The organism is Agromyces litoreus, assembly GCF_040496015.1.
GTDB classification, from domain to species: Bacteria; Actinomycetota; Actinomycetes; order Actinomycetales; family Microbacteriaceae; genus Agromyces; species Agromyces litoreus.
In genome coordinates this window covers 35,773-52,581 of the sequence record NZ_JBEPKA010000002.1, presented here as the reverse complement: position 1 = coordinate 52,581, position 16,809 = coordinate 35,773, and the positions used below count along the sequence as shown (strand labels likewise).

At 72.3% G+C, this 16,809-nt stretch carries 16 protein-coding genes and 1 pseudogene; 6 read left to right on the top strand and 11 right to left on the bottom strand.

What is annotated here, in order from left to right; all coding sequences use genetic code 11:
- Positions 1–32: 32 nt before the first annotated feature.
- Entirely contained in the window at positions 33–2,045 is a 2,013-nt protein-coding gene (locus ABME01_RS01785) for a bifunctional metallophosphatase/5'-nucleotidase (protein WP_353826650.1), read from the bottom strand.
- 242 nt (positions 2,046–2,287) lie between these two features.
- On the opposite strand from ABME01_RS01785, the gene ABME01_RS01780 reads away from it, so the two are divergent.
- Positions 2,288–3,298 carry an EamA family transporter gene (locus tag ABME01_RS01780; protein ID WP_353826649.1) on the top strand — a complete coding sequence of 337 codons (1,011 nt, stop codon included), beginning with the start codon at positions 2,288–2,290 and terminating at the stop codon, positions 3,296–3,298.
- A gap of 18 nt (positions 3,299–3,316) precedes the next feature.
- Here ABME01_RS01780 and ABME01_RS01775 read toward each other — a convergent pair whose 3' ends face one another.
- The 4 genes from ABME01_RS01775 to ABME01_RS01760 form a co-directional block, all read right to left on the bottom strand.
- Entirely contained in the window at positions 3,317–5,824 is a 2,508-nt protein-coding gene (locus ABME01_RS01775; RefSeq protein WP_353826859.1) for a DEAD/DEAH box helicase, read from the bottom strand.
- Positions 5,825–6,121: 297 nt separating this feature from the next.
- Positions 6,122–6,637: a gluconokinase gene (locus tag ABME01_RS01770; RefSeq protein WP_353826648.1), complete on the bottom strand. Its 516-nt coding sequence runs from the start codon at positions 6,635–6,637 to the stop codon at positions 6,122–6,124.
- On the bottom strand, positions 6,634–7,398 hold the full coding sequence (locus ABME01_RS01765; RefSeq protein ID WP_353826647.1) for a DUF1353 domain-containing protein: 765 nt from the start codon (positions 7,396–7,398) through the stop codon (positions 6,634–6,636). Before ABME01_RS01765 ends, ABME01_RS01770 begins: the two co-directional genes overlap by 4 nt.
- A 105-nt stretch (positions 7,399–7,503) precedes the next feature.
- Positions 7,504–8,424: an AEC family transporter gene (locus ABME01_RS01760; protein WP_353826646.1), complete on the bottom strand. Its 921-nt coding sequence runs from the start codon at positions 8,422–8,424 to the stop codon at positions 7,504–7,506.
- 71 nt (positions 8,425–8,495) lie between these two features.
- Here ABME01_RS01760 and ABME01_RS01755 point away from each other — a divergent pair, with 71 nt between their 5' ends.
- Positions 8,496–8,867, top strand: coding sequence for a hypothetical protein (locus tag ABME01_RS01755; protein WP_353826645.1), 372 nt, complete (start codon positions 8,496–8,498; stop codon positions 8,865–8,867).
- Positions 8,868–8,878: 11 nt separating this feature from the next.
- On the opposite strand, the gene ABME01_RS01750 is transcribed toward ABME01_RS01755, so the two are convergent.
- Positions 8,879–9,868 (bottom strand): aldo/keto reductase, encoded by a 990-nt coding sequence (locus ABME01_RS01750; RefSeq protein ID WP_353826858.1) that lies wholly within the window; start codon positions 9,866–9,868, stop codon positions 8,879–8,881.
- A 65-nt stretch (positions 9,869–9,933) separates the two neighbouring features.
- On the opposite strand from ABME01_RS01750, the gene ABME01_RS01745 reads away from it, so the two are divergent.
- The gene (locus ABME01_RS01745; RefSeq protein WP_353826644.1) at positions 9,934–11,892 is read left to right on the top strand and encodes a BCCT family transporter; all 1,959 of its coding nucleotides are present in this window, start codon (positions 9,934–9,936) and stop codon (positions 11,890–11,892) included.
- Between the two features lie 165 nt (positions 11,893–12,057).
- Positions 12,058–12,549, top strand: a pseudogene (locus tag ABME01_RS01740) (MarC family protein); the annotation flags it as partial.
- Positions 12,550–12,561: 12 nt separating this feature from the next.
- Here the strand turns inward: ABME01_RS01740 and ABME01_RS01735 are convergent.
- The 5 genes from ABME01_RS01735 to ABME01_RS01715 all read right to left on the bottom strand — a co-directional run bounded on the left by ABME01_RS01735 (position 12,562) and on the right by ABME01_RS01715 (position 15,696).
- Complete coding sequence (locus ABME01_RS01735; protein ID WP_353826643.1) at positions 12,562–13,422, bottom strand: PhzF family phenazine biosynthesis protein; 861 nt, start codon at positions 13,420–13,422, stop codon at positions 12,562–12,564.
- A gap of 127 nt (positions 13,423–13,549) precedes the next feature.
- Entirely contained in the window at positions 13,550–14,017 is a 468-nt protein-coding gene (locus tag ABME01_RS01730; protein WP_353826642.1) for a VOC family protein, read from the bottom strand.
- Between the two features lie 22 nt (positions 14,018–14,039).
- Positions 14,040–14,831: a DUF998 domain-containing protein gene (locus ABME01_RS01725; RefSeq protein ID WP_353826641.1), complete on the bottom strand. Its 792-nt coding sequence runs from the start codon at positions 14,829–14,831 to the stop codon at positions 14,040–14,042.
- Positions 14,828–15,325, bottom strand: coding sequence for an SRPBCC family protein (locus tag ABME01_RS01720; RefSeq protein ID WP_353826640.1), 498 nt, complete (start codon positions 15,323–15,325; stop codon positions 14,828–14,830). The genes ABME01_RS01725 and ABME01_RS01720 overlap by 4 nt, the downstream gene beginning before the upstream one ends.
- The gene (locus tag ABME01_RS01715; RefSeq protein WP_353826639.1) at positions 15,322–15,696 is read right to left on the bottom strand and encodes an ArsR/SmtB family transcription factor; all 375 of its coding nucleotides are present in this window, start codon (positions 15,694–15,696) and stop codon (positions 15,322–15,324) included. Before ABME01_RS01715 ends, ABME01_RS01720 begins: the two co-directional genes overlap by 4 nt.
- Before the next feature lie 148 nt (positions 15,697–15,844).
- Here ABME01_RS01715 and ABME01_RS01710 point away from each other — a divergent pair, with 148 nt between their 5' ends.
- Entirely contained in the window at positions 15,845–16,273 is a 429-nt protein-coding gene (locus ABME01_RS01710) for a VOC family protein (RefSeq protein WP_353826638.1), read from the top strand.
- Between the two features lie 124 nt (positions 16,274–16,397).
- On the top strand, positions 16,398–16,718 hold the full coding sequence (locus tag ABME01_RS01705) for a DUF7882 family protein (RefSeq protein ID WP_353826637.1): 321 nt from the start codon (positions 16,398–16,400) through the stop codon (positions 16,716–16,718).
- Positions 16,719–16,809 lie beyond the last annotated feature (91 nt).

Here is a 16,809-nt window from a genome sequence, read left to right as displayed (position 1 = left end):
CGCCCGGGGCCGTTGCCGATGGATCGTGCGGCTCAGCCCACGTTCAGCGTGAACGACGTGGTCGTCCCGGTCGAGGGCACGAACACGTCGAACGTCGTCGGCCCGCTCGCACCGGCCGGCACCGTGATCACGACGCTCGCCTGTCCGACCTCGTCGTAGTTCGGCGTGTAGGACGTGTCGATCGGCGCGGAACCGACCTCCACGCCGCCGACGGACACGATCGCGACGTCGGCGTCGACCTCGTCGCGCGTGAAGTCGAGCGAGGAGAGCTCGACCGTGACCGAGGCGCCGGCCGAGACCGACGTGCCGCCCGGCAGGTGCACGCCGACCGCGCGCTGCATCACGTCGGGCGTCGCGGTGCCGAAGGCGTCGAACCAGTCGACCATCGACTCGAGGTCGATCTTGCCGCTGTCGGCCTTGTTCATGCCGTCGTCCAGGGTGAAGAAGTTGTCACCGCCGGAGGCGAGGAACGAGTTGACGCCGACCGAGTAGGTCGCGGCCGGGTCGATCGGCACGCCCGAGAGCCACATCTCGGTGATGTGCGAACCCTGCGCCGCAGCCGGGTCGTAGGTGTAGGTGAACTCCTCGTTGACGCCGAGCTTCAGGAAGGGACGGCTCGCACCGGCGGGCTGCCACTGCTCCTCGAGCACCGCCTTGATCTGCTCACCGGTCAGGTCCATGCTCACCAGGGTGTTCGCGAAGGGCTGCACGTTGGCGGCCTCGCGGTAGGTGACGTCACCGGCATCCAGGTCGGCGCGCAGGCCACCCGGGTTCATGAACGTGATCTGCACGTTCCGCGTGCCGTCGACGTTGAGCGCCCACTCCTGGACGTCGGCCACGAAGTTGCCGAGCACCGACTCGCCGCCGCGGTTCTCCGGGAACGGGATCAGCGACGGGTCGTCGCGGACGGCCCGGCCGAGCGCGCTGCTCGCGTCGCCGAGCACGACGTTGCCGAGTTCGTCGGCCACGGCCGTGGCCTCGGCGACGATCGGCACGAGCGCCGGGTCCGGCTCGTAGTTGTAGAAGCGGTTGCGGTCCGCGTCGGTGTACGACATGTCGTAGATCGTGTTCTTCATCCGCGCGATCTTGCCGCTCTTGACGTTGTACGTGATCTCCATGTTGGAGAACTTCTCGCCGTACTGGCCGCTCGAGATGACGGGGCGACCGTCGATCACGTGGTTGTAGGCGAGGTGCGTGTGACCGGAGACGATCGCGTCGATGTTGTCGTTCGCACCGAGCACGATCTTGCCGAAGCGGGAGTCGGGGTCGGTCGCCGACTCGACGCTGGTGGTCGCCGCACCCTCGTGCACGAGGAGGACCACGATGTCGGCCTCGCCGTTCGCGGCGTCGCCGTCGCTGAGCTGGTCGGCGACGCGGTTCGCCGCGTCGACCGGTGCGCCGACGTCGATGCTCGCGATCCCCGCGGGGCTCACCAGCGAGGGGAGCTCGTCGGTCACGGCGCCGACGAAGCCGATGCGGACGCCGTCGAACTCCTTGACCCAGTACTCCGGCAGCGCGGGGTCGGTGGTGCCCTTGTCGTAGATGTTCGCGCCGAGGTACTCCCAGTCGGCGAGCGGCATCACGCGGTCCGTCAGGTCGGACATGCCCTGGTCGAACTCGTGGTTGCCGACCGCGCTCACGTCGAGGCCCGCCTCGTTGAACGAGATGATCGTGGGCACGTCGTTCTGGATGAACGAGGTGAACGTCGAGGCGCCGATGAGGTCGCCCGCGGCCGCGAAGACGGTGTTCGGGTTGTCGGCCCGCAGCTCGTTGACCGCGGTCGACAGGCGCGCGATGCCGGCGGCGGCGCCGTTCTCCTCGATGCGGCCGTGGAAGTCGTTGACCGTGGCGAGGTTGATCTCGACGAAGGCCTTCGCCTTCGCCTTCGGCGGGAAGCCGTCCGGCGGGATGGCCTGCGCGGATGCCGCACCGCCGAAGGCGAGGGCGGCCGCGGTGACGCCGGCGAGTGCGCCGGCCGCCGCGCGACCGCGCGACCGACGTGGGGACGTGGCGCGCGGGTCCGCGCCGGGGGAACGTTGCTGCATTGCGTGATCTCCTCTGCCTGACGGATGCGGGAGATCGGCCCTGCGCTCCCCCGGCGTCGCACGTGCACGCCCCGGGTTGCAGGCGGACACTGCTCCGCAGCCTAGGATCCGAGCAGCGCGATCGGAAGGGTCTTGACCGATCCGTCACCGCCCGTTCAACGATTCGGCCCGATTTCGCTCGGATGAGCAGGGCTCCGTGCTCATCTGAGCACGCGTCGGTCGGTCGACGTAGGCTGGCGCCCATGCTCACCGCCGCCCTGGCGCTCACCGGCGCGCTCGTGTACGGCGCGGCCGATTTCCTGGGCGGCCTCGCCGCGAAGCGGATGAGCACCCTGCTCGTCACCGCGCTCGCAGCGGTCTCCGGCCTCGTCCTGATGATCGTCGCACTGCCCGTCCTCGGCGGGGCGTGGACCCAGGTCGACGTCGCCTGGGGCGCGGTCTCCGGGGTGATCGGCGCGGTCGCGATCGCCCTGCTGTACGCGTGCCTCGCGATCGGCCCGATGAGCATCCTCTCGCCGCTGACCGCCCTCATGTCGGCCGTGACGCCGATGCTCTGGGGCACGCTGGTCGGCGCGGAGCGGTTCGGGGCACTGGGGGCCTGGGGGCTCGGTGCCGCGCTGGTGGCCGTCGTGCTCGTCGGATTCGTGCCCGAGCGCGGTGCGGTCCGGCCGAGCGCGCGCGGGCTCCTGCTCGCGGTCGGCTCGGGGCTCGCGATCGGCGGGTACTACATCGCGATCTCGCACACCTCGGAGGCCTCGGGCGTCGTGCCCCTCGTCGCGAACCGGGTCGTCTCGGCCGCGCTGCTGTTCGCCGCGTTCGGCGTGGTCGCGCTCGTCGCGGCCCGCAGGCGGATCGTCGCGACGCCGGAGTCGGCGCTCGCCCGGTCCTCGGACGCGGTGACCGACCATGCGACCGCGGGACCCGGCGGACCGATCCGGGTCGGCGGCTCCCCCGTCGTTCCGCCGCCGGCTCAGGGCGCCGGCCCGCGCTCGGACGAGCGCACGCCGCGCGCATCGCCGCGTTCCGGCCTCGTGCTCGCGCTCGCGTGCGGCCTGGTCGACGCGACCGCGAACGTGCTGCTGCTGCTCGCCATCCGCTCGGGCGACCTCGCGGTCGCGGCGGTGCTCGGCGCGATGTACCCGGCGGGCACGATCCTGCTGGCGGCGCTCGTGCTGCGCGAGCGGATCGCCCCGGTGCAGTGGGCCGGACTCGCGCTCGCGCTGGTGGCCGCGGGCATGCTCGCGCTCGCCTGAGCAGCCGTCGCCGGCCGGCTACAGCCGCACGAGTCCCGTGATGCGCACGACCGCGGTGCCCTCCTCGGCGGAGGCGGCGAGGTCGACCTCGCCCCGGATGCGCCAGTCGTGGTGCCCGGCGGGGTCGTCGATCACCTGCTCGACGCGCCAGGTGCCGTTCGCGGCATCCGACTCGTCGATCGTCACGAGCCGCGGCGAGCGCGCGGGCCCGCCCGTCGGGATCTCGTCGTGCTCGTCGTAGTACGCGTCGAGCGCGGCCGGCCAGTCGACGTCGGGGTCGAGCTCGGCGAGCTCCTCGTCGCGCTCGAGCGCGGCGAGCTGCACCCTGCGGAACAGCTCGTTCCGCACGAGCACGGTGAACGCGCGGCGGTTCGTCACGACCGACGGCGGCGCCGGCGGCACGACCGGCGCCTCGTCCTCCGGGAGGTGCGCGCCGGGGTCGACGAGCTCGGCCCACTCGTCGACGAGGCTCGAGTCGACCTGGCGCACCAGCTCGCCGAGCCACTCGATGAGGTCGAGCAGCTCCTCGTCCTTGTGCTCGTCGGGCACGGTCTGCCGGATCGCGCGGAACGCGTCGGAGAGGTAGCGCAGCACGAGCCCCTCGCTGCGCTGCAGCTGGTAGAAGGACACGTACTCGCCGAACGACATGGACCGCTCGAACATGTCGCGCACCACGGCCTTCGGGCTGAGCTCGAAGTCGCGCACCCACGGCTGGCTCGAGGCGAACGTCTCGAACGCGTGCGCGAGCAGCTCGTCGAGCGGCTTCGGCCAGGTCACCTGCTCGAGCAGCTCCATCCGCTCGTCGTACTCGATGCCGTCGGCCTTCATGGCCGCGACCGCCTCGCCGCGCGCCTTGTACTGCTGCTGCGACAGGATCGGGCGCGGGTCGTCGAGCGTCGACTCGATGATCGACACGACGTCGAGGGAGTAGTGCCCGGTGCCCTGCTCGCTGGTCTGCGGGTCGAGCAGCTCGATCGCGGCGAGCGCGAACGGCGAGAGCGGCTGATTCAGCGCGAAGTTCGGCTGCAGGTCGACCATGAGCCGGAGCTCCACACCGAGCGCGGTGCTCGGCGCCTCGAGGATCTCGACGACGTCGGCGTCGCGCAGCGTGCGGAGGATCCCGAGCGCCCGGCGGGCCAACTCGAACTGCCGGGCGCGCGGCTCGTGGTTGTCGAAGACGAGCGAGCGGATGCCGCCGACCGCGTCGCCGCCGCGCCCGATCACGTTGATGAGCATCGCCGCCGAGAGCGTCAGCTGCGGCACGAGCGGCTCCGGCTCGGCGTCGACCAGGCGCTCGAAGGACCCCTCGCCCCAGGTGACGAACCCGGCCTGCGGCTTCTTGCGGACGATCTTCTTCAGCTTCTTCGGGTCGTCGCCCGCCTTGCGGATCGCGGTCTCGTTCTCGATCTCGTGGTCGGGCGCGAGCACGACGACGGTGCCGGCGGTGTCGTAGCCGGCCCGGCCCGCCCGCCCCGCGATCTGGTGGAACTCGCGCGCGCTGAGCTGCCGCATCCGCTGCCCGTCGTACTTCGACAGCGCCGTGATGAGCACCGAGCGGATCGGCACGTTGATGCCGACGCCGAGGGTGTCGGTGCCGCAGATGACGCGGAGCAGGCCACGCTGCGCGAGCGTCTCGACGAGGCGGCGGTAGCGCGGCAGCATGCCGGCATGGTGCACGCCGATGCCCGCCCGGACCAGGCGCGAGAGGATCTTGCCGAACCCGGTCGTGAAGCGGAACCCGCCGATCGCCTCGGCGATCTCGTCGCGCTGCTCGCGCGTGACCACCCGGATCGACGAGAGCGCCTGCGCGCGCTCCATCGCGGCGGCCTGCGAGAAGTGCACGATGTAGACGGGTGCCTGCTTCGTCTCGAGGAGCTCCTCGACGGTCTCCTGGACCGGCGTCTTCGCGTAGGAGAAGTGCAGGGGAACGGGGCGCTCGACGCCCGTGACGCGCGCGGTCTCGCGCCCCGTGCGGCGGGTCAGGTCATCGGCGATGTCGGTGACGTCGCCGAGCGTCGCGGACATGAGCAGGAACTGGGCGTGCGGCAGCGTGATGAGCGGCACCTGCCAGGCCCACCCGCGGTCGGGGTCGCCGTAGTAGTGGAACTCGTCCATGACGACCTGGTCGACCGCCGCATCCGCGCCCTGGCGGAGCGCCAGGTTCGCGAGGATCTCCGCCGTGCAGCAGATGATCGGCGCCTCCGCGTTGACCGAGCTGTCGCCAGTGACCATGCCGACGTTCTGCGCCCCGAAGATCTCGACGAGCTGGAAGAACTTCTCGCTCACGAGCGCCTTGATCGGCGCCGTGTAGTACGTGCGCCCCCACGGCCGGCCCGCGTCCCGGTCGGCGGCGGTCCGGGCGACGGATGCCGCGTGCGCCGCGACCGCGACGAGCGACTTGCCCGTGCCGGTGGGCGTGGAGAGGACCACGTTCGCGCCGGACACCAGCTCGATGACCGCCTCCTCCTGCGCGGGGTAGAGCGCGAACCCGCGATCCGCCGCCCAGTCGACGAAGGCGTCGTACATCGTGTCGGCGTCGTACGGCTTCGGGGCGGCGTCGAGGAGGCTCGGGGTCACCCGTTCGAGTCTGCCCCATCGCGGGCCGGTGCGCTCGCGGGCAGCGCCCGCGGGGCCCGGAGGAAAGGGGGAGCCGGCTCGCGCATCCCGTCGGGTCGGGTTCCAGCGCGGCCGGCTCTCCGGTCGACACCGCGGGGACAGTTCCCCCTGCGTGTCCGCGATGTGCGACCGGGAGAAACGATACGGACTCTCCGCATCGCGTGGATCAGGGAGAGCCCTGAACGCGGGCCGCAGAGGCGGGTCGGGTCAGCCGGCGTCCCCCAGACGCGCGACGATCCGCTCGACGATCACGTCGACGGGCTGCGCGGCATCGAGCGTCATCCCGGTCTCGTCGGCTTCGAGCGGCTCCAGCGTCGCGAGCTGGGAGGCGAGGAGCGCCGGGGGCATGAAATGGCCGACGCGCGCCCGGGCGCGCCCCCGCAGCGCGGCCTGCGAGAGTTCGAGGTGGACGAAGGCGGTGCCCGGCGCGCTCGTGCGGATCCGGTCGCGGTACCAGCGTCGCAGCGCGGAGCACGCCACGACGATCCCGGAATCCGCGCCGCGTACGAGCGTTGCGGCCACCCGGTCCAGCCATGGGGCGCGATCGGCGTCGTCGAGTGGGACACCCGCACGCATCTTCTCGACGTTCGACGCCGGATGCAGGTCGTCACCGTCGACGAAGGGCACTCCGAGCCGCTCGGCGAGCCTGGTCCCGACGGTCGACTTGCCCGAGGCGGAGACCCCCATCACGACGAGGGGACCCGGTGCGCCGATCGGGGTCATCGCGCGTCCGCATCCGGGTTCGCGGACACCGCCGCGCGCACCGTCGGCCGGACGACGTCCCGTGCGTCGCCGCCGACCAGGACCTCCACGACCGCCTCGACCGCGCGGAACACCCCGATCGCGAGCAGCTGCACCAGGAGCACGGGACCGAGCAGGGCCAGCGGGTAGGTCAGCGTGATCACGAGTCGCGCGAGCGCGCCCCACGGCAACGCCGCGAGCGCGGGCGCGAGCGCGAGCAGCAGCCACGCCGGATGCCACTGGATGCCGAGCACGACCGCCGCGACGATCGCGATCACGCCCAGCGCGACCTGGCCGAGCAGGAGCCATCCGCGCCATCCGCCGTACTCGCGCTCGCGATCGGCCGAGACCCACGCCCACATCAGCCGAGCACGCAGGGCGGGCACCCCCTGCTCGCGGAGCGCCCGGTGGAAGACGTCGTCGTCCTCCCGTCGCCGGACGAGGGCCACGGCCGGGTCGTCGAGCGATCGCGCCGCGAGCGACTGCGCATCGTGGAGCACGGCGGGCGCGGACTGCCGCCCGTAGCTCGCGATGAGTCCCCACAGCGGCGTCGGCACCGAGGCGAGGTCGGTCGTGCCGGAGGGCGGCGGAGCCTCGCCCGCCGCGGGGGCGCGGTAGGCCCGGCCGGACGGCACGTCGACGTAGCGCACCGCGGCGCGCAGCTCGAACCGGTAGCCGTCGGCGGGGCGCTGCTCGAGCCGCAGCCCCTCGAGCGGGGCTCCGGCGTCGTCAAGGAAGGGCATTCGGGTCTCCTCGGGTGCGCGTGTGCGCCCATCCTGCCCCGCGCCCACGGCATCGCGCAGGGCGGCGTGCGGCGCGGGGCCGTTCCATCCGCGACGTCGACCGGCTCAGCCGAGCAGCAGCGACACCGCGAGGAGCACCGGCACCGACCCGACGGTCGTCAGGAACACGGTGTCGCGCGCGACGAGCTCGGCCGTCTCGTAGCGCTGCGCGAACACGAACACGTTCTGCGCGGTCGGCAGCGCCGCGAGCACCGTCACCGCGTAGAGCTGCTGACCCGACAGCCCGAACGCGAACGCGCCGACCGCCCACGCCAGAGCGGGCATCGCGAACAGCTTCAGCACCGACGCGACGAGCACGTCGCGCAGCCCGGTGCCCGGCTCGAACATGCGCTGCCCGTGCAGCGACATCCCGTACGCGATGAGCATGAGCGGCACCGCCGCGTGCCCGATGAGCTCGATCGGGTCGAGCACGATGGGCGGCAGCTCGACGCCGGTGACCGACACGAGCACGCCGAGGAGCGAGCCGATGATGATCGGGTTGGTGAACGTCGAGCGCAGAATGGCGCCGGCCGAGGTCCGCCCCTCCACGCTCGCCCCGAGCACCGCGAGCGCCACCGGCGCGAACAGCAGCAGCTGCAGCAGCACCACCGGCGCCGAGAACGCGGCGTCGCCGAGCAGGTAGAGCGCGATGGGGATGCCGATGTTGTTGCCGTTGACGTACCCGGCGGCGAGGGCGGCGATCGTGGCGTGCGCGACGCCGCGCCGCAGCACGGCGAGGGAGACGGTCGCCGAGATCGCCAGCATCGCGATCGCCGCGATCGCCGAGACGGGGAGCAGCGCGGAGAAGAGCTCGCGCACGTCGGCGGTCGCGAGCACCGAGAACAGCAGGAACGGGGCGAGCACGTTGAAGTTCAGCCGCGCGAGGACCGGCCTCGCACCCGGGCCGACCGCACCGGTGCGCGCCGCGACCCAGCCGACGACCACGGCGAGCGCGATCACGGCGAAGCCCGTGAGGATGTCGATCATCCCGACGCCCCCGACCGGGCCACGAGCGGGATGCGTGGTGCGCGCCGGATCTGGCACAGTACCGTGACCCCATGCGCCGATTCCGCTCCGCGATCGCCGTCGCGACGGCCGCCGCGCTCGCCCTCGCCGGGTGCGCCCCCGACGGCGACTGCACGCCCGATGAGTCGGCGCGCACCCTCACCGTCCGGGCCGCGAAGCCCGGGACGGCCGAGGTGCAGTGCTGGTCGGGCTGCGCCGACGGGACGAGGCTGCTCGAGCACGCGGACGACGCGCACTGGACGGTCCCCCTCGCGGACGGCCGGCCCGACACGGTCACGCTCGCGGCGCGCGCCGACGACGGCTCGCTGCGCTTCGCACAGCGGTTCCACCTCGACTGGACGGGCTGCCCGGCCGCGCCGAGGGAGTCGGAGCTCGTGCTCTTCCGCCCGGAGGGCGGGAGCTGAGCCCGTCGAGGTCACCAGCGGTGATGCACGGCGGCGCGGATCTCGCGGTCGTACAGGTCGCGCACGGCGTCGTCGAACGACGCGGGCAGGTCGAGCGAGCCCGCTTCGGCGTTCGCGCGCGCCTGCTCCGGGCTGCGCGCGCCCGGGATCACGGTCGACACGCCCGACCGGCCGGCGACCCACGCGAGCGCGACCTGCGCGGGCGTGGCATCCGGCGCGGCCTCGCGGGCGAGTTCCACGAACTCGGCGGCGGCACGGACCCCCGTCGGGTAGTCCACGCCCGAGAAGGTCTCGCCGACGTCGAACGCCTCGCCGTGCCGGTTGAAGGAGCGGTGGTCGTTCGCGGCGAACTCGGTCTCGAGCGTGTAGCGGCCCGACAGGAGGCCGCTCGCGAGCGGCACGCGGGCGATGATGCCCACGCCGTACTGCTCGGCGACGGGCAGCACCTCCTCGACCGGCTTGAGGCGGAACGCGTTGAGGATGATCTGCACGGTCGCCACGTTGGGCCGGGCGATCGCCGCGAGCGCCTCGTCGACCTTCTCGACGCTCACGCCGTACGCCGCGATCGCGCCCTCGGCCACGAGCGTGTCGAGCGCGTCGTAGACGGCGTCGTCGCCGAAGACCGAGGTCGGCGGGCAGTGCAGCTGCACGAGGTCGAGCGTCTCGACGCCGAGGTTGCGCCGCGACCGGTCGGTCCAGGCGCGGAAGTGCTCGAGGGAGTAGTTCGCGTGCTCCTGCGGCATCCGCCGGCCCATCTTCGTGGCGACGGTGACGCCGGAGCCCGGGTTCGCGGCGAGCCACGTCCCGATGATCGACTCCGAGCGTCCGTCCCCGTAGACGTCCGCCGTGTCGAACATCGTCACCCCGGCCGCGTGCGAGGCGTCGAGCACGGCGAGCGCGTCGGCCTCGTCGACCTCCCCCCAGTCCGCGCCGAGCTGCCAGGTGCCGAGTCCGATCACGGAGACGGTGCGGCCGCTCCGGCCGAGCGTTCGGGTCTGCATCACGTGGTCCTCCTCGCCGGGATGTCTCGTCCGAGCCTAGCGACGGGGGCGTATCGTGGAGGAGCATGGACGGGACGCCCACGACCATGCCCCCCGACTCCAACGGCCGCCGGCGGCTGCGATTGCCGAAGACGTCGATCGAGCGATGGGTGTTCTGGCCCGCCGCGATCGTCGTGATCGCGTTCAGCGGGTTCGCGCTCCTGGCCCCGAACCTCGCCGAGGCGTTCTTCGGCGCGGTGCAGTCGTCGATCGTGAACGCGTTCAACTGGTACTACGTGCTCATCGCCGCGTTCTTCGTCGCGTTCAGCCTGTTCGTCGGGTTCAGCCGGTACGGCGACATCCGGCTCGGCGAGGACGACGACAAGCCGGAGTTCTCGCTCGGCGCGTGGTTCTCGCTCCTGTTCGCGGCCGGCATGGGGATCGGCCTCGTCTTCTACGGCGCGAGCGAGCCGCTCAGCCACTTCGTCTCGCCCCGACCCGGCATCGAGGGGACGCCCGAGCAGCTCGCCTCGGCCGCCCTCAGCCAGACGTACCTGCACTGGGGCATCCACGCCTGGGCCATCTACGTCGTCGTCGGGCTCGGCCTCGCGTACGCCATCCACCGGCGCAAGCGCCCGATCTCGATCCGGTGGACGCTCGAGCCGCTGCTCGGAAAGCGCGTGCGCGGGGCGTGGGGCAACGTCATCGACGTCGTCGCCCTCGCCGGCACCCTGTTCGGCGTGGCCACCTCGCTCGGCCTGGGCGTGCTGCAGATCAGCGCCGGGCTCGATGCCGCCGGCATCGTCGACCCGACCGAGACGACGCAGGTGGTGATCATCATGGTGATCACGGTCTTCGTGCTGGCGTCGGTGCTCTCGGGCGTCACGCGCGGCATGAAGTGGCTGTCGTCGACCAACCTCGTGCTCGCCGGCGTGCTCGTGCTCTACCTGCTCGTGTTCGGGCAGACCGAGTTCCTGCTGCGCGAGTTCGTGCAGTCGATCGGCACGTACATCCAGAACTTCATCGGGCTCTCGTTCAACGTCAGCGCCTTCCAGGGCGCCGACGGCGAGTCGTGGCAGGCGTCGTGGACCTCGTTCTACTGGGGCTGGTGGATCTCGTGGGCGCCCTTCGTGGGCATCTTCATCGCGCGCATCTCGCGCGGTCGCACGGTGCGGGAGTTCGTCGCGGGCGTCATCATCGTCCCGACGCTCATCGGCATCCTCTGGTTCAGCGTGCTCGGGGGTTCGGCGCTCTACCTCGAGCTCACCGAGCCGGGCAGCCTCGTCGGCGCGGACGGCGCGGTGGACATCGAGGGCACCCTGTTCGCGCTGCTGAGCTACTTCCCCGGCTCGACGGTGCTCACCTTCGGCGTCATCCTGCTCATCACGATCTTCTTCGTGACCTCGTCCGACTCCGGCGCCCTGGTGATGGGCATGATCGCGACGGGTGGGCAGATCAACCCGCGCAAGTGGGTGCGCACCTTCTTCACCCTGACGACCGCGCTGCTGTCGATCTCGCTGCTGCTCGCGGGCGGCCTGGGCGCGCTGCAGACCGCCGCGATCATCATCGCGCTGCCGTTCAGCGTCGTCATGCTGATGATGTGCTGGTCGACGATCATCGCGTTCAGCCGGGAGCGCCGGGCCTACGAGCTCGCGCGACGCGCGCAGCTCGTCGACCAGATCGGCGAGTACTACGGGCTCGAGGTCGAGGCGCCGCTCGAGGCCGGCGCGATCGGCCGCGGGCCGAGGTGGATGCGGCAGCTCCAACGCCGGCTCGGCCTCCGCCAGGACCTGCCGACCGTGCCGGTCCAGAAGGTGCCGGGTGCGGCAGAGCCGCCGCTGCACGCCGTGCTCACGCGGATCGACGGCGACCTGGTGCCCCGGCACGCGTCGCAGCGCGCGATGGACGCGCTCAACGCGGAGTCGACCGGCGTGCCGACCGACGACGTCGACGGCATCGTCGACCACGACCCGAGGGCGCGCGGCGACGTCGCGGACGTCCCGGACCGGACCACCGACGACGACGGGCGGGATCCGCTGCACTGACCGCGACGACCGGCGACTGAGGAGACGACGTGACCACGGCCGAGATCTACGTCCAGGCATTCATCGCGATCTTCATGATCGTCAACCCGATCGACCCGGTGAAGATCGTCATCTTCAACGACGTGGTCGAGCGGCAGGGCCTCGCCCGGCGCGGCGGCGTTCCGCGTCGCGATCGTCGTGTTCGGCATCCTCGCGGTCAGCGCCCTCGTCGGCCGCGAGCTGCTCCAGCTCATCGGGATCGACCTCGGCGCGTTCGGCGTGGTCGGCGGCCTCATCGTCGCCGCGATGGGCGTCGAGATGCTCTACGGCGGTGCACCGAGCAGGGCGCAGGGCGGGGCGGCCGCGCAGCAGCGGCCCGCGGACGAGAACGGGCTCGTCCTCCCGCTCGCGACGCCGCTCATGGCCGGCCCGGGCGGCATCACGACCGTGATCGCCGTGTCGACGTTCCAGGACGGCTGGACGAGCCTGTTCGCGGCGCTCGTGGGCGTGGCCGTCGTGAGCGTGCTCGTGTTCGTCGGGTTCGCGTTCCTCGGCACCGCGTTCGCACGGCTCAGCGACTCGGCCGCGGCGATGCTCACGCGCTTCGGCGGGCTGCTCCTCGCGACCATCGGCGTGCAACTCGCCCTGTCCGGGCTCCGCACGTTCTACGGGTTCTGACCGAGGTCGCGCTCAGGCGATCGGCACCGCCGATCCGCTCACGACGATCCCGCCCGCGGCCGGCACGTCGACGACGAGCTCGCTCGGGCGACCGACGTGGCGGCCCTGCGAGATGACGACGCGGGCCGGCGGCACGACCGCGCCGAGCCCGCGCAGGTACCCGCCGACCGCCGCGGCGGCGGCCCCCGTCGCCGGGTCCTCGACGATCCGGCCGACCGGGAAGATGTTGCGCGCCTCGAACCGCAGGCCGCCGTCGGCGGCATCCTCCTGCCGGTGCAGCACCGTGATCGTGGCGGGCCAGCCGTGCTCGTCCATGAGCGCGCGGGCGCGCGCGGGATCGAACGCGAACCCGTCGAACACGCCCGCGTCGGCGACGACGAGGACGGGATGCCGGTTGCCGGCGAAGGCGATCCGCGGCGGGTGGCGCCGGTCGAGGGCGTCGACGTCGAGCCCGACCAGGTCGAGCAGCTCCGCCAGGACCTCGGCCGGCATCGACTCGACCCGCGGCTCGACGCTGGTGAACGAGGCCACGAGCCGCCCGTCGACCACGGTGGTCCGCATCGCGACCTCGCCGACCGGCGTGGCGAAGCGGATGTCGCCCGGTCCGTCGCGCTCGGCGAGCGCGACGGCCGTGGCCACCGTCGCATGCCCGCAGAAGGGCACCTCGGCGATGGGCGAGAAGTAGCGGATGTCGCGGACGCCGCCACCGCCGCCGGTCACGAACGCGGTCTCGGCGTACCCGACGTCGGCCGCGATGCGTAGCATGTCGGCCGCGTCGAGGTCGGCCGCGTCGAGCACGACGCCGGCGGGGTTGCCGCCGGCGGGGTCGGTGGTGAAGGCGGCGTAGCGGAGGATCTCGGGGAACTCGGGCACGCTCCCATGCTCGCGCGCGACCGCCGGCTCGTCGCGGTCCGATTCCGGTCCGGTGGCCTGCCCGCGACGGGTCGCGAGATGACGCGAACTGCTCGACGAGGAAGCCGGCGGAGCAGTTCGCGTCATCTCACCGTCGGTCGGCAGGGGTGGCAGGGTCGGCAGGGACTTCATCGCCGAACCGGGCTCGCGCCTCAGGCGGGATCAGCGGCCGCTCGGCCCTGGCCCGGATCTGCTGCACGACCCAGGTGTTGCCGTACGGGTCGGCGAAGCCGAAGAGGGTGCCGCCGTCGCGCGGGTCGATCACCCGGACGGGGCCGGCGTCGACGCCGCGCGAGACGAGCTCGGCCCTGGCCGCCTCGGCGTCGGCGACGACGAGCTGCACGCCCTTCAGCGAGCCCGGCGCCATCTCGGCCTGCGCCGGCAGGGTGCCGATCACGATCGAGCAGCCGGAGCCGGGCGGCGTGAGCTGGGCGAAGCGGTGCTCGCCGGCGTGGGTGTCGTGGTCGAGCACGAAGCCGACCCGGTCGCGGTAGAACTCGATGGCACGGTCGAGGTCGTGCACGGGCACGATGACCACTTCGAGGGTCCAGTCCATTGGTCAGGTCCTTCCGGTTCGATCAGCCGGGTCGCGTGGCGGACCGCCGGGTCCGGTCGACATCGTCCACGTCGGAGACGTCGGCGGTGCCGAGCGCGCCGCGCTCGACCGTCTCGGAACCCTCGGCCGTCGCGCCGGTTCGGGCACGGCGCGACGGCAGCCCGGCCACGACGACCCAGGCGGCGAACGCCGCGACGGACACCCGGCCGGCCAGCCCCGCGAACGTCCCCGGACCGAACTCGCCTCCCGCGGACGCGGCGGAGGCGATGAACGCGAGCTCCGCGGCGAGCGCCAGTCCGGCCAGCAGGCCGAGTGCGAGGCGCCGCGTGCGCCATCCGGCCGCGCGGCGGAGCCCGATGGTGATGAGCACGAGCGCGTAGGGCGTCAGGTTGAGGGTCGCACCGACCGCGTGCAGGGTGCCGGTCGCCGTGCCGTCCTCGAGCGGCACCTCCGCCGGGTCGGCAGGGAACGCGGCCGCGATCACGAACCCGAGGGCGCTGAGCCCTGCGAGCACCGCGCCGATGCGACCCACGACGCGACCGGCGGACCAGCCGATGACCGCGGCGCCGGCCGCGGCGGCCGCGGCGCACAGGAAGCCGACGGCCATCAGCCACCCCGCGTCGCCCCGTGCGTACTCGCTGAGGAACGTCCAGGTCGGATCGAGATCGGACCGGATCACGAGGAACAGCGCCAGCAGGGCGAGCAGGATGGCCGCGGCCGCGGCGGCCATCGTGCCGGCGCGCCGCACGAACGGCCCGGCCGCCGTGACGCCGGGTCGTGCCGGTGAGGCGACGCCGGAGCGCGGCCGGATCACGACGGCGTCCGCCCGGCGAGCAGGGCGTCGAGGCGCGCGTAGCCCTCGACGACGCCGCGCTCCATGCCGTGCTCGACCATCGCGTCGCGGGCGTCGAGGCTGGGGTAGACGGCATGGCCGCGCAGGCGCGTTCGACCGTCGCCCAGGTCCTCGAACGTCATCGACTCGACGCTCACGACATCCGGCGCGCCCTCGAACTCGAAGGTCTGGACGGCGAACTCGTCCTCGCGGATCGAGTGGAACGTGCCGTTGAACGCCCAGTGGTTGCCGTCGGGATCGATGTGCACGTACCGGTAGCCGCCCTGCGGCCGGAAGTCCCAGCGCTCGATGCGCATCTCGTAGCCGTCGGGGCCGAGCCACTGCCGGACCTTCTCGGGGTCGCGGTGCGCGTCGAAGACGGCGGAGACGGGCGCGTCGAAGACGCGCTCGATGTCGACGTACGGAAGGCCCTCGGGCGCGTCGATGGTGACGGGGTTGGCGGTCTCGGTGGTCATGATGATCGGTCCTCCGGTTCGGATGCCGCGGCGTCGGCGCCGTCGGCGGCGGCGAGCAGCGCGTCGAGGCGACGGAACCGCTGCTCGGCGATGAGGCGGTAGCGGTCGATCCACTCGGTGAGCGTCTCGAGCGCGGCCGCGTCGAGGTGCACGGGGCGACGCTGCGCGTCGCGGCTCCGGGTGACGAGTCCGGCGGACTCGAGCACCTGGATGTGCTTCGACACCCCCTGCGTGGTGATGTCGAACGGTTCGGCGAGTTCGGTGACGGACGCCGGCCCACGGCTGAGCCGGGCGACGATGCGACGGCGGACCGGGTCGGCCAGCGCCATGAAGGCGCGGTCGAGCCGGTCGTCGGCGTTCGTCGCATCCATTATTCAACCGATCACTTGTTCAACTGATTGGTTGTTAACGTAGACCCGCCGAGAGGGGTCGTCAAGACCCCTTCCCGATGTCGCCGGCGAGGGGCATGATCGCCCTGCGGGGCCGTCGCCCCGCCCCACCGACATCGAGGAGACGCCCATGTCCGTCACGCTCAACCCGTACCTCAGCTTCCGCGACGAGGCGCGCGAGGCGATGGAGTTCTACCAGTCCGTGCTCGGCGGCGAGCTCACGCTCACGACGTTCGCCGACTACGGCATGGGCGACGAGGCGACCGAGGCCGAGAAGATCATGCACGGCCAGCTCGAGGCCGACGGGCTCACCCTCATGGGCGCTGACACGCCGAACGAGATGCCGCGGGAGCACGCCGGCACCTTCGCGATCTCGCTCAGCGGAGGACCGGAGGACGACGAGACGCTGCGCGGCTACTGGGAGGGGCTGTCGGAGGGCGGCGACGTCGTGATGCCGCTCGAACGGGCCCCCTGGGGCGACGACTTCGGGATGCTGAGGGACCGATACGGGGTGCAGTGGATGGTCAGCATCGCGTCGGAGGGGCCGTCGGCGTCCTGAACTGTCCAGAATCGGAACGAGATCGCCGCGGATTTCGCTAGACGGTCTAGTTACTGGATAACCTTGCGTCGACGTACTTCACCTCACGACCGCGTTCTGCGGCCGAAACCGACGGAGGGACACGATGGGACGACTCGCCTACGGCACCGACGGGCACCACTACGAGATCGACGACGCCACGCTGCGCCACGTGCGCGCGGCCACGCTCGCGAAGCTGCGCCGGCGCGAGCCCTTCGCACTCACCCTGCACGGCGCGACGCCCGGGGGCATGGTCGAGACCCTGTGGGTGCAGCCGTCGATCCCGCTGCGGTTCGTGTTCGAGAGCGCGGATGCGGGCGAGCTCGACCGGGAGCGCCTCGAGAAGCTCGTGGCCGCGGCGAACTCGGCGGGCGGCATGCACATCGAGCTCGAGCCGTCGGCCCCGGCGCTCGCGATCGCCGTCTGACGCACCGCGCCATCGCGCGAACGGGCCCGCCCGGCATCCGCCGGCCGGGCCCGTTCCGTTCCCCCGGACGACGCCGGCCCCCATCCGACGC

Coding starts and splice junctions, on each gene's coding strand:
- ABME01_RS01780 (WP_353826649.1), top strand. CDS start 2,288: ATGCTCACCGCCGCCCTGGCGCTCACCGGCGCGCTCGTGTACGGCGCG.
- ABME01_RS01715 (WP_353826639.1), bottom strand. CDS start 15,696: ATGGATGCGACGAACGCCGACGACCGGCTCGACCGCGCCTTCATGGCG.
- ABME01_RS01750 (WP_353826858.1), bottom strand. CDS start 9,868: ATGCAGACCCGAACGCTCGGCCGGAGCGGCCGCACCGTCTCCGTGATC.
- ABME01_RS01760 (WP_353826646.1), bottom strand. CDS start 8,424: ATGATCGACATCCTCACGGGCTTCGCCGTGATCGCGCTCGCCGTGGTC.
- ABME01_RS01720 (WP_353826640.1), bottom strand. CDS start 15,325: ATGACCACCGAGACCGCCAACCCCGTCACCATCGACGCGCCCGAGGGC.
- ABME01_RS01775 (WP_353826859.1), bottom strand. CDS start 5,824: ATGTACGACGCCTTCGTCGACTGGGCGGCGGATCGCGGGTTCGCGCTC.
- ABME01_RS01730 (WP_353826642.1), bottom strand. CDS start 14,017: ATGGACTGGACCCTCGAAGTGGTCATCGTGCCCGTGCACGACCTCGAC.
- ABME01_RS01705 (WP_353826637.1), top strand. CDS start 16,398: ATGGGACGACTCGCCTACGGCACCGACGGGCACCACTACGAGATCGAC.
- ABME01_RS01785 (WP_353826650.1), bottom strand. CDS start 2,045: ATGCAGCAACGTTCCCCCGGCGCGGACCCGCGCGCCACGTCCCCACGT.
- ABME01_RS01770 (WP_353826648.1), bottom strand. CDS start 6,637: ATGACCCCGATCGGCGCACCGGGTCCCCTCGTCGTGATGGGGGTCTCC.
- ABME01_RS01710 (WP_353826638.1), top strand. CDS start 15,845: ATGTCCGTCACGCTCAACCCGTACCTCAGCTTCCGCGACGAGGCGCGC.
- ABME01_RS01765 (WP_353826647.1), bottom strand. CDS start 7,398: ATGCCCTTCCTTGACGACGCCGGAGCCCCGCTCGAGGGGCTGCGGCTC.
- ABME01_RS01745 (WP_353826644.1), top strand. CDS start 9,934: ATGGACGGGACGCCCACGACCATGCCCCCCGACTCCAACGGCCGCCGG.
- ABME01_RS01755 (WP_353826645.1), top strand. CDS start 8,496: ATGCGCCGATTCCGCTCCGCGATCGCCGTCGCGACGGCCGCCGCGCTC.